The following is a 14,510-nucleotide window of genomic DNA, read 5'->3' on the forward strand; positions in this document are numbered from 1 at the left end:
ACACAGCGGTCGCTAACGAAAACCCCCGTCGGAGCGATCCGGCGGGGGTTTTTTTGTTGCCATTCCCTCTTCCGAGGAAATGCTTGACGTTTAACGTTTTCCGTTATATGGTGTTTGAATGATACGCAGTTTCCGTGATCGGCGAACCAAGGCGCTGTATGACGGCGAAGCCGTCCGTCAGTTCGGTGCCATCTCCAAAGTCGCTGTTCGGAAACTGGACATGCTGAACGCTGCGGCAGTGTTGGAGGATTTGCGTTCGCCACCGGGGAACCGACTGGAAGCGCTCAGAGGAGATCGAGCTGGGCAGCATAGCATCCGCATCAACGACCAATGGCGTGTCTGCTTCGTCTGGCGCGAGGACGGCGTCTACGAGGTGGAGATCGTTGATTACCATTAGGAGGGGGGATCAGACGATGCGCGTCAAAACACATCCCGGCGAAGTCCTGCGGGAGGAATTCATGGAGCCGCTGGGGCTGACGGCCAATGCGCTGTCCATTGCTCTGCGTGTTCCCGCCACCCGGATTGGCGAGATCGTCAACGAACGTCGGGGCATCAGTGCCGACACCGCCTTACGCCTTGCCCGTTACTTCGGCACCACGCCACAATTCTGGCTGAACCTGCAGTCCGACTATGACCTGTCGGTTGCCGCCAGCGAGCATGGCGCGGAGATCGAACGCGACGTCCATCCCCGCGCAGCGTGACGCTCACCAACGTCGACATCGCCCTTATGACTGTGTTTCACTATTCCTCTGGCCCGCGATAAGCGGTCCCGTCCTCCGCCCGTGCCGGTTTTTCCAGATAGATCCCGCGGCGCGGGGTGGCGATGCTGTCGAACTCGTCGGCCAGCCGGTGCAGGGCGGTTCGCATCTCGGCTCCGTGCATTGGTTCGCCATGGCCGGTGATGACCAGTTCCGGTTCCAGGGCCGCCAGCCGGGCGACTGAACCCTTGGCCTTGTCCCATTCGACGGTGAAGTACATGGGCGGTCCGTGCATTTCCGCCCGCTGAACCGCCACTGCATAGGCCGACTCCTGCCCCGTGGTGACGAAGGCGTCGCCGACGATCATCGAGCGGTCTTGCTCCCGCCAGAAGGAGACATGGCCGACGCTGTGCCCCGGTGTGTGAACCCAGCGCCAGCCGGGCATCACCGGAACCGATCCATCCTCGGGCAGGGCTCGCAAGCGGGAACTGACGTCCACCGGCTTGCGCGGATAGAAGCGCGCCAATGCCGCCATCGCGCCGCCACCGACCGACGGATCTCCCGGCGGGTAGGCGGCCTGCCCGTTCAGATAGGGATGCTCCAGCGGGTGGGCGTAGACCGGGGTATCCCACTCCTCCGCCAGATCCTCCAGCGCCCCGACATGGTCGAAATGGCCGTGGGTCATGACGATGGCGGCTGGCCGGGAATAGCGGCCGAACCGCTCCGCCGCCGCGCTGCGGATGAAGCCCTTGGTACCGATCAGTCCGGTGTCGATCAGCACCCATTCGCGGTCGCCGGCTCGCGGCGGACCCCAGAACACCACATTGACGATGCCGAGCCGCCGATAGGCGAGGTCAGGCGCGATCTCGTGCGTATGATCGTTGCGCAGCGCGTCGAGTGCCGGATCGATCGCGCTGCTGTCCTCCGACAAGGGGATTTGCGTGGCCATGGTCGTCCATCTCCTGCCCGTGTCTTCCGACAACAGCGTGGAGCGGCGCTTGTCCTGCAGTCCCCTGCCGGTCTAGCCCTTTACGGCATGAACTGGCCGCCGTTCACGTCCAGAATCTGCCCGGTGATGTAGCCGGAGCAGGCGTGGGAGGCGAAGAACAGGAAGGTCGGTGCGCATTCCTCCGGCTTGCCGAAGCGGCCCATCGGAATGCCGATCGACACGCGGGCCTTGGCCGCCTCGTCCTTGTCGGCGTGGAAAGCGGTGTCGAAGGTGCCCGGCGACACGGTGTTGAAGCGGATGCCCTCCTTGGTGTGGAAGGCGACCCAGTTCTTCTGGATGTTGTGCAGCCACGCCTTGGCCGCCCCATACAGCCCGGCGCCCGGCCCGCCGCCGGTATAGCCGGCGACCGATCCGACCAGGATCACCGACGCGGTCTGCCCGCTGTCCTTGGCCGACTGCCGCAGATGGGGCAGGGCATGCTTGGTGGTCATCAGGGCGGAGCGGGCGTTCAGGTCGGTCACCGCGTCGAAGAACTCGTCGTCGATCTCCTCCAGCGGCTTGCGGCTGACCAGCCCGCCGGCATTGTTGATCAGCACGTCGATGCCGCCGAACCGTTCGACGAAGGCGTCCACCACCGCCTTGCAGGCAGCGCTGTCGCTCAGGTCGCCGGCGAAGAAGGCAGCTTCGCCGCCCGCCTGCTCCATCGCGGCCAGGGTGGAGTCGAGATTGGCCGGCGCCTTGCGGCCGTTGATGCCGACCTTGGCGCCGCAGCGGGCGAAAGCCTGAGCCGCGGCCAGCCCGATCCCCTGGGTCGAGCCGGTGATGAGGACGCGGCGGCCCTTCAGATCGTCGAACATGGACAGGTTTCCTTCGTCAGGCTTGAATCATCTGGTTTGGTTCAGGGGACCAGCGGTGCCGGCCCGCCGGCTCTCCGTCCGGTGGGCGCGCCAGCGCTTCACCAGCGGCAGCAGCAGGGTCAGGATGGCGACGGTCAGCAGGACCACAGTGATCGGCCGGGTGTAGAGGAAGTCGTAGCTTCCGCCCGACAGCGACAGCGCCCGGCGGAAATTGGCCTCCGCCATCGGCCCCATGATCAGCGCCAGCACCACCGGGGAGGCCGGGAAGTCCCACTTCTGCATGAAGTATCCGGCGACACCTGCCGCCAGCATGATCCAGATGTCGAACAGGCTGTTGTTGATGGCGTAGGTGCCGACGATGCACAGGACCAGGATCACCGGCGTCAGCACCGACTTCGGCATTTGCAGGACCCGGCCCATGAAGCGCAGGGAGCCCAGCCCGATCACCAGCATGGCGACGTAGCAGAACAGCATGCCGGCGAACAGGGTGAAGACCAGATCCGCATGCTCCTTCAGCAGCAGCGGCCCCGGCTGCAGCCCCTGCAGCGTCAGCGCGCCCAGCATCACCGCCGTCACCGCGTCACCCGGAATGCCCAGCGTCAGCATGGTCAGCAGCGCGCCGCCGGTGCAGCCGTTGGCGCCGGCTTCGCACGCGGCGACGCCGGCCAGTTCACCCTTGCCGTAATTCTCCGGCGTCCGGCTGAACCGCTTGGCCTCGTTGTAGGCGACATAGGCGGCAATGTCGGCGCCGGCACCCGGAATGATGCCGATCACGATGCCGAGGCCGGAGGAGCGCGCCACCGTGCCCAGCATGCGGCGATAGGTCGGCCAATCCGGCAGGATGCGGCCCAGCGCCGCCGCCATGCCCAAACGGATCTTCGGGTCCTCCAGCGTCTTGAAGGCTTCGGCCGCGGCGAACAGGCCGATCATCACCGGGATGAAGGGGACGTTGAACAGCTCTGTATAGCCGCCGGTGTAGCGGGGAAAGCCGTCCATCGGGTCCATGCCGACCGTGGCGATCAGCAGCCCGAGGAAGCCGGCGATCAGGCCCTTGACGACCGAGCGGCCGGAGATGCTGGCGATGATGCTCAACCCGAAGACGGCCAGCGCGAAGCTCTCCGGCGCGCTGAACTCAAGGGCGAAGCCGGCCAGGATCGGGGCCATGAAGATCAGCACGATGATGCTGGCGGTGCCACCCAGGAAGGAGGACAGCGTCGCCGTGCCGAGCGCCACGCCGGCCATGCCCTTTCTTGTCAGCTCGAAGCCATCCATCGCCGTGGCGGCGGCGGCCGGGGTGCCGGGGATGCGTAGCAGGATCGCCGTCACCGACCCGCCATAGACGCCGCCGAAGAAGACGCCGGAAATCATCAGCAGGCCGGACACCGGGTCCATGCCGAAGGTGAAGGGCAGCAGGATGGCGACGCCCATGGTCGCGGTCAGGCCGGGAAGGGCGCCGATGACGATGCCCAGCGCTACGCCGACCAGTGCCAGAAGCAGCGCCAGCGGGTTCGACGCCAGCGTGGCGAAGCCGCCCATCAGAAGATTGAGTTCATGCATGGCGGCTGTCTCCCACCGGGCAAGGGGTGGTAACGGGAAGGGGGCGGCTGGTCATTCGAACAGGCTCCCAACCGGCAGCGGCACCTGCAGCAGGTAATGGAAAACGCCGTAGATCAGCGCGGTCACGCCGACCGCCAGCACCGGATTCCACACCGGGCTGCGTTGTCCCATCAACGCCATGATGACCGCCATGTAGACGGCGGTGGCCGGGCCATAGCCGACCTGCTCCATGGCGGCGATGCAGGCGCCGGTCGCCAGCATCCCCAGCGCGACGCCGGCATAGCCGGCAATGCCGACCGGCGCCTGCCCATTGGCGGCGGGGGCGGTGGGTGTACGCAGGGTGTTGGCGATCAGGATCAGGCACAGCAGGATCAGCGCGCCGGCATGGATGATGGGGAAGCGCGCGGCGCCGACATCGGCGGCGAGCATGCTCTTCGGAAAATCGGATGTCGCGGCGATGGCCGATGCGGCGACCGCGATCAGAACGACGGAGATCACCAGGTTGGCGATCTTGGTCGTCAGCGGCATGGCGATGCCGGAATCGTCGCTGGAGCCGGGGCGGTCGCTCCCGGCGGGCGGGTTGCTCATGGTCCGGTCTCCTCAACCGATGAAGAAATCCCGGCGGCGAACCGCCGGGGGCTGCGTCGGTCAGGCGTTACTTCGCCATGCCCAGCTTGGTCATCAGGCCCTTGAAGAAGGCGTTGTCCTTCTGCATGACCTGACCGAACTCCGGACCGTCGGCATAGGCCCAGGTCAGGTTCATCTTGGCCAGCTGGTCACGGAAGCCCTGGTCCTCCGCCGCGGCCTTGCTGGCGGTGCGCAGGGTTTCGACCACCGCGGCCGGGGTCTTCTTCGGCACGACGATGCCGCGCCAGGTGGCGACGGACAGGTCGATGCCCTTCTCCTTCAGCGTGGGCACGTCGGGGAAGGCTTTCTGGCGCTGGTCAGCCATGACGGCCAACATGCGGAGCTGGCCGGCGGCGAGCTGGCTCGACACCTCAGCCGGGCTGACCGAAACCGCCTCGATATGGCCGCCCAGCAGCGAGGTGACGGCCGGGTTGGCGCCGTCGAAGGGGACATGGTTGAAGGTCGTGCCGGTCTTTTCCTGCATCGCTTCGGCAGCAAGGTGCCAGATGGCGCCGGTGCCGGAGTTGCCGATGCGCACCTTGCCGGGATTGGCCTTGGCGTAGTCCAGGAACTCCTCGATCGTCTTCCAGGGCGCGTCGGCCTTGACCGTGATGGCGCTCGGCTCCGCATTCAGGCGGGCGATGGGCGTGAAGTCGTCCACGGTGAAGCGGGCGACACCCATATGCGGCAGCAGGGTGATCTCCACCGTGCCCATGCCGATCTTGTAGCCGTCGGGACGGGCGGCCATGATCTCGGTCAGGCCGACGGCGCCGCCGCCGCCGGTCTTGTTGACCACGCCCATCGACTGCGGCAGGTGCTTCTTCGCCGCGTCGGCGAAGGCGCGGGCGACGAGGTCGGTGCCGCCGCCGGCGGCGTAGGGGACGATCAACTCGATCGGCTTGGTCGGATAGTCGGCGGCAAAGGCCGCACCGGGCAGGGTCGCGGCTCCGGCGATCAGCACGCCCGCGGACAGGCCGACCGTCAGTGCACGGCGGGAAAGGCGATTGGTAACCTTCATGGGATTCCCTCTAAGGTGCGCCGGCGTGTGCGCCGGTCGTTGGGTGATGAAAATGGAAGGTGAATTCAGCGGACGGCGGTCCCTTCCGCCCAAGCCTGGGCGAAGCGGGCCGCACGGGCGGCCAAGTCGGCAACCGGCAAGCCCGGGCTGTAGAGGGCGGAGCCAAGACCGAAGCCGGCGGCACCCGCAACCCGGTAAGGCTGCATGGTATCGGGCGTGATTCCGCCGACGGGGAGCAGCCGCACGCTGTGCGGAACCACCGCGCGCAGAGCCTTCACCACCGGCGGGGTGATCTGCTCCGCCGGGAACAGCTTCAGCGCATCGGCGCCGGCGGCGAGCGCCGTAAAGGCCTCCGTCGCGGTGGCGACGCCGGGAACACAGATCATCGACCGCGACTTGGCGGCGCGGATGATCGCGGTGTCCGCATGCGGCATCACCACCAGATCGGCGCCGATGGCGGCCAGCCTGTCGACCTGATCCAGCGCCAGGACCGTCCCGGCGCCAACCAGCGCGTCCCGCGGCAGGGCGCGACGGATGGCCTCAATGCTGTCGAACGGATCGGGCGAGTTCAGCGGCACCTCGATCAGCCGGAAGCCGGCGTCATAGAGCGCATTGGCCGCAGGCACAGCCTCCGCCGGAGTGAGGCCGCGCAGGATCGCGACCAGCGGCAGGGCGGCGAAGGCGGCGTCGACGCGGGCGGAAAGCGAAAGCTCTGTCATGGTGCGCTCTTGATGCTGGAGGGCGTGGCAGATGCGGAGGACAGCAGTCCGGCCGCCGCGGCGAACTGGAACAGGCCGCGGGGGGCGGTATTGCCAAGCTGCGCGGCAGGCGTGGTGCCGAAGGCGGCGAGGCCGCGGTTGTAGCGGCGGCAAAGCGCCGGATCGCCGATCAGCAGCAGCGGCGTGCCGGCCGGCATCTCTGCCAGAAGCGCCAGTCCGGACCGCAACTCGTGCCCGATCAGCAGGCCCGACAGATAATGCGCCAGCGCTTCCGGCGGCAGGCGCTTGGTCAGCCCCAGCGTGCGGGTGGCGAACAGCTGGTGCGGCAGGTCGCCCGGCCCGGCCGATTGAGCCGCCCGGATGCCGATGGCGAAGGCCGCCTCCTCATCCTCCGGCGTCGCGTCGACCCCGGCCGGCATCAGGCGGCCGAGCAGGGAGTGCGTCTTCAGGACCGCGAACAGTTCACCCGTCATGTAGGTGGAGAAGCCGGCGATGCGGCCGTCGGCGACCTGGACCCATTTGGAGTGGGTGCCGGGCATGGCGACGCAGGCATTGCGCGCCCAACCGGCATTCTCGGCCAGCGCTCCGGCGATCTGGATTTCCTCGCCCCGCATCACGTCGGGAATCGCGGTGCCGGGATCATGCAGGACGCCCGGCGCAATCAGGATCTGGCGGCCGGCCGCCGTCTCGACCCGTGCCGCCTGGTCGGCCAGCGTCGTTGCGTCGGCCGGCGTGGTGACATAGGGCGCCTCGACCCAGCCCTGGGCGCTGCCGACCATGCCGCCGGCCACCACCGGCAGGGTGGGGTGGGTGTCCAGCCAGTCGCCGCACAGAAGGGTCAATGCCGCATCGAAACCCGCGGCGCCGGGCTGCGGCAGGTTCTGAATGCCGTGTCCGTTCGACCGCTCGGCCAGAATGCGGGCGGAGCCGTCCAGCAGGAAGCCGCGCAGGCTCGACGTGCCCCAATCCAGCCCGATCAGCGCGGGACGGTTGGAGGTGGTTCCGGCAGAGGAGGTTACGGTGCGGTCCATCCCAGATCCTTGGAAATTGCCTCCGCCGTCGCGCGGACCAGCGGGCCCAGCGTCGCCATGCGGTCGTCAGGCATGTAGGGGACGGCGCTGGCGACGCTGACCGCCGCCACCACCAGATTCCGGCCGTCGCGCACCGGTGCGGCGACGCAGCGGATGCCGAGTTCGTTTTCTTCCAAATCCATCGCCCATCCCTGGGCGACGTAGCGGTTCAGTTGTTCCTCGAACACCGGCAGGTCCGCCGGACGCGGGCGGCCGACGGGCGACTCTGCCGGACAGGTCATCGCATGGAGCTCCCGCCAGCGCGCCGGCGGCATCCCAAGCATCAGCGCCTTGCCCAGTCCGGTGGAGGCGAGCGGCATACGCTGTCCGGTGCGCGACCGCATTTCCAACCCGCGGGTACCGGGAATCTTGTCGAGGTAGAAAACCTCGCCATTCTCCTCGACGCCGAGGTGGACGGTGTCGCCGGTGGCCTGGGCCAGCGCCTCGATATGCGGGCGGGCGATGGCGACCAGCGGGCGCTGTTCCAGCGCCTTCATGCCGAGTTGGATGAGCTTGGGTCCCAGCAGGTAGCCCTTGTAGGGGATGTGGTGGAGATAGCCCTCCGCCACCAGACTGGTGAGCATGCGGTTGGTGGTGCTGCGTGGGGTGCCGAGCCGTGCTGCGATGCCCTTCACGTCGCCGATGCCGTCCGCCACGCATTCCAGAAGCGCAAGTCCGCGCAGCAAGGTCTGTGTTCCGGTGCCCTGGGTCCTTCCGGCATCAGCCTTCTGCTCTGTCGCTCCCATCTCCGCGCCCATGGTTTGTTTGACCACCATTGATTTCCCCGATGCTGGCGCATGCGCCAAAGTGTGTCAAATAATTTTGCATGATACCAAATAGTGGGACACTCATAACGGCGACGAACGGTCGCGGCTGCCTTCGGAGCGCTGCGAAACCCATGATCGCGCTTTCAAATTCCTGTCGTATCGGTCAGAAAAGGAAACATGCCGGGACCGGCGGATATGGTCCCGTACAAAACAGCAATCCTGGGAGAACCAACCATGCGTCTCACCGTCCTTTCCTTCGTCAGCGCGACGGCGCTGCTGGCCGGCTTCGGCACGGCGCAGGCCGACATCGTGATCGGACTCGGCACGGCGACCACGGGGCCGGTGGCGGCACTGGGTGAGCAGTCGGTGTATGGCGCCAAGCAGGCGGTCGCGGACATCAACGCCAAGGGCGGCGTGCTGGGCCAGAAGCTGGTGCTGAAGGTGGGCGACGACGCTTGCGACCCGCGGCAGGCGGTGGCCGTCGCCAACCAGTTCGTGCGCGATCAGGTTACCGCCGTGGTCGGCCATCTCTGCTCCGGCGCCAGCATCCCGGCGGCCGACGTCTACCAGGAGGAAGGCGTGGTGATGGTCACCCCGACCGCCACCAACCCGCTGCTGACCGCCAAGGGCCATCCGAACATCTTCCGCGTCTGCGGCCGTGACGACCAGCAGGGCGTGGTTGCCGGCAATTATCTGGCTGAGCACTTCAAGGGCAAGAACATCGCCGTGCTGGACGACAAGCAGGCCTATGGCAAGGGGCTGGCCGACGTCGTGGTGCAGACGCTGGAGAAGGCGGGTGGCAAGGTCGCCTATCGCGGGTCGGTGACGGCCGGCGAGAAGGACTTCTCGGCGCTGATCACCAGCCTGAAGGACAAGAACATCGATGCCGTCTATTACGGCGGTTACCATCCGGAACTGGGTCTGATCGTCCGTCAGGCGCAGGAGCAGGGGCTGAAGCCGCAGTTCATCGCCGGTGACGGCCTGAACAACCAGGAATACTGGTCGATCACCGGTCCGGCCGGCGAGGGCACGCTCTACACCGACAGCGCGTCGGCGGCCAGCGATCCCAAGGCGCAGGAACTGATCGCCTCCTTCAAGAAGGCCGGCCTGCCGGAGCCGGGCAACTTCGCCTTCTACAGCTACGCCGCAGTCCAGGTCATTGCCGAGGGCCTGCAGAAGTCCGGCGGCACCGACAGCGGGAAGTTGGCGAAGGCCCTGCACGCCAACAGCTTCGACACCGTTGTCGGTCCGGTGGAGTTCGACAAGAAGGGTGACATCACCAAGCCGAACTACGTCATGTATGTCTGGAGCAACGGCCAGCCCAAGATGATTGCCCAGAAGTAACAGGGTTCCGGAGCCGGCCCGGTCTCAGGCATGGGCCGGCTCTTCCATGACTGTGAGTTCCGACTTCGTCACGTATTTGCGGATGAAGTCTTCGACAGGCATCGGCCGATCGAAATAATAACCCTGGAAGATCGTGCAACCGCGGTCTTCCAGGAAGTCCCGTTCGGCTGCCGTCTCGACCCCCTCCGCCACCGCCTTCAGGCCGAGCCGGCTGGCAATCGACAGCATCGTCTCCACCAGCACGGCATTGTGGCTGTTGCGATTGACATCCTGGACGAAGGAGCGGTCGATCTTGATTTCCCCCACCGGCAACTGTTTCAGGTAGGACAGCGACGAGAAGCCGGTGCCGAAATCGTCCAGTGAGAAGGCAATCCCGAAGGCCGCCAGTTCCGACATCTTGGCGACGGTGTCGGCGCAGTCGCTGACGGCGATGCCCTCGGTGATCTCCAGCGTCAGACGGCGCGGGTCGGTGCGGGTGGCGCGCAGGGCGGCGATGACGCCCGCGCAGAAGGTCTGCTGACGGAACTGGCGCGGGCTGATGTTGACAGACAGGTGGCAATCGCTGCCGGCATCGGCCAGACGGCGCAGCACATGACAGGCCTCCAGCAGGATCCAGTCGCCCAGCGGCAGGATCAGACCGGACTCCTCCGCCACCGCGATGAAGGCGCCGGGGGCGACGAAGCCGCGCTGCGGATGCTGCCAGCGGATCAGCGCCTCCGCCGCCACCAGCGTGCCGTTGGCCCGGGTCTGCGGCTGCAGGAACAGGGTGAATTCCCCGGCATCGACCGCCTTGCGCAAATCCTGCTGCAACAGCAGACGCGCCTGGGCGTCCACCAGCATGGTGGGGTCATAGTCGCGGATGGTGTTCCGTCCGCCGTCCTTGGCGGCATACATGGCGGTGTCCGCCTGTTTCAGCAGGTCCTCCACCGATTCGTCCGGCGACTTGGGGAAGACGGTCAGGCCGATGCTGGCGAAGATGCTGTGTTCGCAACGGTCGAGCTGGAAGGGTTGGGCCACCGCCAACCGCAGCTTTTCCGCCACCCGCCGGGCGATCTCCGCCCCCTCGTCCGCCGTCGCACCCAGGTCGGGCAGAAGGATGACGAACTCGTCGCCGCTCAGCCGGCTGACCAGATCGCCCTTGCGCAGGGTGGCGTTCAGCCGCGCCGCCAGTTCGCGCAGCAGCATGTCGCCGACGATGTGGCCGCGGGCGTCGTTCAGTCCCTTGAAGTCGTCGAGGTCGAGGAACATCAGCGCGCCATAGCGGCCGGTCTGGCGGGCAGCCCGCAGATGACCGTCGAGATACTCCAGCAGCAGGCGGCGGTTCGGCAGGTCGGTCAGCGGGTCGTAGTAGGCGAGCTTTTCGATCTGCCGCTCCGTCCGCTTCCGTTCGGTGACGTCCATCACCACGGTCAGGTAGCCGCGCACCGAGCCGCCGCTGTCGCGCAGCATGCTGGTCAGGGTGGAAACGGAAATGCGTGCGCCATCCCTGCGCAGTCCTGTCCATTCGCCGGGTTCGGGCTGGCCGCGATCGCGGGTGCGGGCGACCAGCGCATCGAAACCCGCCCGCACCGGCCGGCCCAGTTCCGCGGAAAGGATGTCGGCATGGGCGCGCAGTTCGTCCTGGTCGTACAGGCGCGGCAGGTCGGTGGTGCCGACGATCTCCTCCGACGGATAACCGAAGATCCGCTCCGCCTCGCGGTTGAAGACGCGGACGACGCCGTCCAGTGTGGTGGCGATGATGCCGCAGGCCGCGCTCTCCAGGATGCCGGTGTTCAGCGACAGGCTGTCCTTCAACGCCTCGCGGCTGGCATAGGTCTCGGTCACGTCCTGGAAGACCATGACGACGCCGTGCAGCGCGCCGTCGTGATCGCGGATGGGGGACGCCATGTCGGCGATGTGGCTGCGGCTGCCGTCGCGCGCCACCAGCACCGTGTGGTTGGCGAGGCCGACCATCTGGCCGTTCTCCAGCACCTGCTGGACCGGCACCGGCACCCGTTGCCCCGTCTCGGCATTCTCGATATCGAACACCTCGGCGACCGGTCGGCCGACCGCTTCGGCCACCGTCCAGCCTGTCAGGCGTTCCGCCACCGGGTTCATCAGGGCAACGCGGCCGGCGGTGTCGGTGGCGATCAGCCCGTCGCCGATCGACAGCAGCGTGACGCGCGCCCGCTCCTTCTCCCGCCACAGGTCGCGCTGGGAACTGTGCAGGGCGTCATAGGGATGGTGCACGGCGGTGACGAACACGGCCCGGTACAGGTACCAGTAGCCGATGACCTTGTAGATGTGCCCGGCCACATTGGCGAGGTCGTAGACGCTGAGATAGAGCGTGAAGCACATCTCGCTGATCGCGATGGCGACGGCGGCGATGACAAGGCGATGGACGTCCAGAGTCTGCGCCGCGCGCCGGCGGCGGTGGAAAATCAAGGCGGCGCCGGCATAGAGAAGAACCAGCGCATATTCGGCCGCCACCTTCAGCGGCGTCAGCCCCTGGCCGGGCAGATAGGTGCGCGGCAGCAGGTCCGGGTACCACAGGATGGCGAAGAACAGCGCGGCGGTGGCCAGCAGCACCCCGACGATCAGCGGATAGCGCAGCGCCGCCGATCCCGGGCGCCAGGGCAGGGTCGCCGCCATCAGCAGGGCGATCGCCGCCATCAGCCGGGCGCCGAGCCAGAAGGCGATGGCTTTCTCCGGCCCCGACGGCGTCACGAAGTCGGGCATTCCCGCATAGGACAGCAGATGACCGAAATCGAGCAGCGCCACGCCGAGGAAGCCGGTGGACAGGGCCAGCAGGGCCGGCGGAGTCTCGGCGGTGTGGGAATGCCAGCCGATGGCGAAGATCAGGGCGGCGACGGCGATGGCGAAGGTTTCGAAGAAGGTATGCAGCGGCAGGTAATGCGCAATCTCCATCGAACCGGGGAGACGGGCGGCCTGAAGGACCAGCAGGAAGGGAATGGAGAGGATGATGAGCGTCGCGATGGCGCCGGGCGGCTTCGTGCGACCCTGCAGCGCCCCCGTCTTCGCCGGACCTGTTGAAGTCATTCCGTCCCCCCTGGCCGCTTGGTCGGTCGCCCGGTTTGCGGTGTTTATACCTCTTTTGCGTATATTAGAGCTTAACGGTATCGGCAGTCCATGCTCCGCCGCCTCCCGCCGTTCCGAAGGTTTGAAACACCGTGAAACATCTCCGTGGCGACTGTTCAATGTTCCATCCGCCGGGATCGGCTGGGAAGGTCGGGGCTTGGCGGATGCTGTGCATGCGGGGGCCTTCGGGGCAGGAGAGGGGGAGGGCATTTTACCCCAGCCGGGGACGGTCTGCGGGAGCGGCAGAGAAAATCAGTCGCAAGTTACTGGAATATAAAGAGAAATGTCGATTGCTCGGCGGTGGGCCATTATCCCGGCCCTGGTTCCGATCGGGCATATGGGGGAGCGGCGTCAGGTCGATTGCCGGTCTGGCCTTCCACCCTTATCCTCGACCGGGTCGGGCCTGTCGACCAATCGGGAAGGAATGCGCATGTTCATCGCGATGAACCGTTTCAAGGTCCGCCACGGGGCCGAGCAGGAATTCGAAGAGGTCTGGCTGAACCGCGAGGTCCATCTGCACAAGGTGCCGGGCTTCGTCGAATTCCATATGCTGCGCGGGCCGGACCGGGACGAATACCGGCTCTATTCCTCCCACACCGTGTGGGACTCGGAAGCCGCTTTCCAGGCCTGGACGCGGTCGGAGGCCTTCCGCAACGCCCATGGCAACGCCGGCGCGCGCAAGCCGCTGTATGTCGGGCCGCCGGAGTTCGAAGGGTTCGAAGTGATCCAGACCGTGCCGCGCGATCCGAACGCCTGACCCCAAAACATTTGAACCGACGGGAGGAAGACCCATGCTGGAGCTGGTGATCGAGCAGCGGCGAAAGAGCCTCGGCGGATTCGAAGTGGGGCGGATTCTGCCCTTCGTTCAGCGGCGGATGGTCGGCCCCTTCGTTTTCTTCGACCATATGGGGCCGGTCGATTTCGAGCCGGGCCTGCCCCGCGACGTCGACGTGCGCCCCCACCCGCACATCGGGCTGTCGACCGTCACCTACCTGTTCGAGGGCGAGATCATGCACCGCGACAGCGTGGGCTCCGAACAGGCGATCCGGCCGGGCGAGGTGAACTGGATGACCGCCGGGCGCGGCATCACCCATTCCGAACGCTTCGAGCGCGCCCGGATGGAAGGCGGGCGGATGCATGGAATCCAGGCCTGGGTCGCCCTGCCCGAAGCGGATGAGGAGACCGATCCGGCCTTCAGCCATTACGGAACAGGCGACCTGCCGGTATTCGAGGAGGGTGGCGTGCACGGCCGGCTGGTGGCGGGGGAGGCCTTCGGTTCCAAGGCGGGGGTGAAGACCCATTCGCCGCTGTTCTACATCCACTGGGATCTCGCCCCCGGCGCCCGCGTGTCCTTGCCGGAAGACGGGTGGGAGCGCGCGGCCTATGTGGTGGCCGGTAGCGTGGAGGCCGAGGGGCAGCGCGTCGAAGCCGGGCGGATGATCGTCTTCGCCCCTGGGCAGCCGGCGCAACTGACCGCCGCCACGCAATCCATCGTCATGGCGATCGGCGGCGAGCCGCTGGGGCAGCGCTTCATCGACTGGAACTTTGTGTCCTCATCGAAGGAGCGCATCGAACAGGCCAAGGCCGACTGGCGGGCCGGGCGCATGAAGTTGCCGGACCTGGACGACGGCGAGTTCATCCCGCTGCCGGAGATGCCGAAGCCGGCCAACCCGATGTCGTGATTTGGATGACAAGTTACCGAAGCTGCTGGTGGCATTCCTGAAATTGAGAAGGAAAAGCGGAGTGCCTTATGGGGACCAATCGCTGCGAAGCGATTGTGTCGCTGGATTTGTTTGCCGACTGGATTTTGCGAATTCTAGTGAAGG

The 14,510-nt window shown here is 66.6% G+C and carries 14 protein-coding genes; 5 read left to right on the forward strand and 9 right to left on the reverse strand.

Features of this window, described 5'->3' with window-relative positions; genetic code table 11:
- Nucleotides 1-118: 118 nt before the first annotated feature.
- Both ACCD06_RS05510 and ACCD06_RS05515 read left to right on the forward strand, forming a co-directional pair.
- Nucleotides 119-397 (forward strand): type II toxin-antitoxin system RelE/ParE family toxin, encoded by a 279-nt coding sequence (locus tag ACCD06_RS05510; protein ID WP_136703203.1) that lies wholly within the window; start codon nucleotides 119-121, stop codon nucleotides 395-397.
- Between the two features lie 16 nt (nucleotides 398-413).
- Complete coding sequence (locus ACCD06_RS05515; protein ID WP_109074683.1) at nucleotides 414-701, forward strand: HigA family addiction module antitoxin; 288 nt, start codon at nucleotides 414-416, stop codon at nucleotides 699-701.
- 40 nt (nucleotides 702-741) lie between these two features.
- Here the strand turns inward: ACCD06_RS05515 and ACCD06_RS05520 are convergent, their stop codons facing one another.
- The 8 genes from ACCD06_RS05520 to ACCD06_RS05555 form a co-directional block, all read right to left on the reverse strand.
- Complete coding sequence (locus tag ACCD06_RS05520) at nucleotides 742-1,647, reverse strand: MBL fold metallo-hydrolase (protein ID WP_413339352.1); 906 nt, start codon at nucleotides 1,645-1,647, stop codon at nucleotides 742-744.
- 80 nt (nucleotides 1,648-1,727) lie between these two features.
- Nucleotides 1,728-2,504, reverse strand: a complete 777-nt coding sequence (locus tag ACCD06_RS05525) for an SDR family NAD(P)-dependent oxidoreductase (RefSeq protein ID WP_413339354.1) — start codon at nucleotides 2,502-2,504, stop codon at nucleotides 1,728-1,730.
- A 27-nt stretch (nucleotides 2,505-2,531) separates the two neighbouring features.
- Entirely contained in the window at nucleotides 2,532-4,061 is a 1,530-nt protein-coding gene (locus tag ACCD06_RS05530) for a tripartite tricarboxylate transporter permease (RefSeq protein WP_413339356.1), read from the reverse strand.
- 51 nt (nucleotides 4,062-4,112) lie between these two features.
- Nucleotides 4,113-4,649 (reverse strand): tripartite tricarboxylate transporter TctB family protein, encoded by a 537-nt coding sequence (locus ACCD06_RS05535; protein WP_413339358.1) that lies wholly within the window; start codon nucleotides 4,647-4,649, stop codon nucleotides 4,113-4,115.
- Between the two features lie 67 nt (nucleotides 4,650-4,716).
- Nucleotides 4,717-5,706 (reverse strand): tripartite tricarboxylate transporter substrate binding protein, encoded by a 990-nt coding sequence (locus ACCD06_RS05540; RefSeq protein WP_109150023.1) that lies wholly within the window; start codon nucleotides 5,704-5,706, stop codon nucleotides 4,717-4,719.
- A 65-nt stretch (nucleotides 5,707-5,771) separates the two neighbouring features.
- The gene (locus ACCD06_RS05545; protein ID WP_413339360.1) at nucleotides 5,772-6,425 is read right to left on the reverse strand and encodes a 2-dehydro-3-deoxy-6-phosphogalactonate aldolase; all 654 of its coding nucleotides are present in this window, start codon (nucleotides 6,423-6,425) and stop codon (nucleotides 5,772-5,774) included.
- Nucleotides 6,422-7,456, reverse strand: coding sequence for a 2-dehydro-3-deoxygalactonokinase (locus tag ACCD06_RS05550; protein ID WP_413339362.1), 1,035 nt, complete (start codon nucleotides 7,454-7,456; stop codon nucleotides 6,422-6,424). Before ACCD06_RS05550 ends, ACCD06_RS05545 begins: the two co-directional genes overlap by 4 nt.
- Nucleotides 7,441-8,253, reverse strand: a complete 813-nt coding sequence (locus ACCD06_RS05555) for an IclR family transcriptional regulator (protein ID WP_413339426.1) — start codon at nucleotides 8,251-8,253, stop codon at nucleotides 7,441-7,443. Before ACCD06_RS05555 ends, ACCD06_RS05550 begins: the two co-directional genes overlap by 16 nt.
- 243 nt (nucleotides 8,254-8,496) lie before the next feature.
- Between ACCD06_RS05555 and ACCD06_RS05560 the strand changes: the two genes are divergently transcribed.
- A complete protein-coding gene (locus tag ACCD06_RS05560; RefSeq protein WP_109074691.1) occupies nucleotides 8,497-9,606 on the forward strand; it encodes an ABC transporter substrate-binding protein in 1,110 nt (369 codons plus the stop codon).
- A gap of 24 nt (nucleotides 9,607-9,630) precedes the next feature.
- Here ACCD06_RS05560 and ACCD06_RS05565 read toward each other — a convergent pair whose 3' ends face one another.
- Entirely contained in the window at nucleotides 9,631-12,645 is a 3,015-nt protein-coding gene (locus ACCD06_RS05565; protein ID WP_413339364.1) for an MASE3 domain-containing protein, read from the reverse strand.
- Between the two features lie 463 nt (nucleotides 12,646-13,108).
- Here ACCD06_RS05565 and ACCD06_RS05570 point away from each other — a divergent pair, with 463 nt between their 5' ends.
- On the forward strand, nucleotides 13,109-13,441 hold the full coding sequence (locus ACCD06_RS05570) for an antibiotic biosynthesis monooxygenase family protein (protein ID WP_413339366.1): 333 nt from the start codon (nucleotides 13,109-13,111) through the stop codon (nucleotides 13,439-13,441).
- Nucleotides 13,442-13,475: 34 nt separating this feature from the next.
- On the forward strand, nucleotides 13,476-14,366 hold the full coding sequence (locus ACCD06_RS05575; RefSeq protein WP_413339368.1) for a pirin family protein: 891 nt from the start codon (nucleotides 13,476-13,478) through the stop codon (nucleotides 14,364-14,366).
- Nucleotides 14,367-14,510 lie beyond the last annotated feature (144 nt).

Source organism: Azospirillum sp. CT11-132 (assembly GCF_047302835.1).
GTDB lineage: Bacteria > Pseudomonadota > Alphaproteobacteria > Azospirillales > Azospirillaceae > Azospirillum.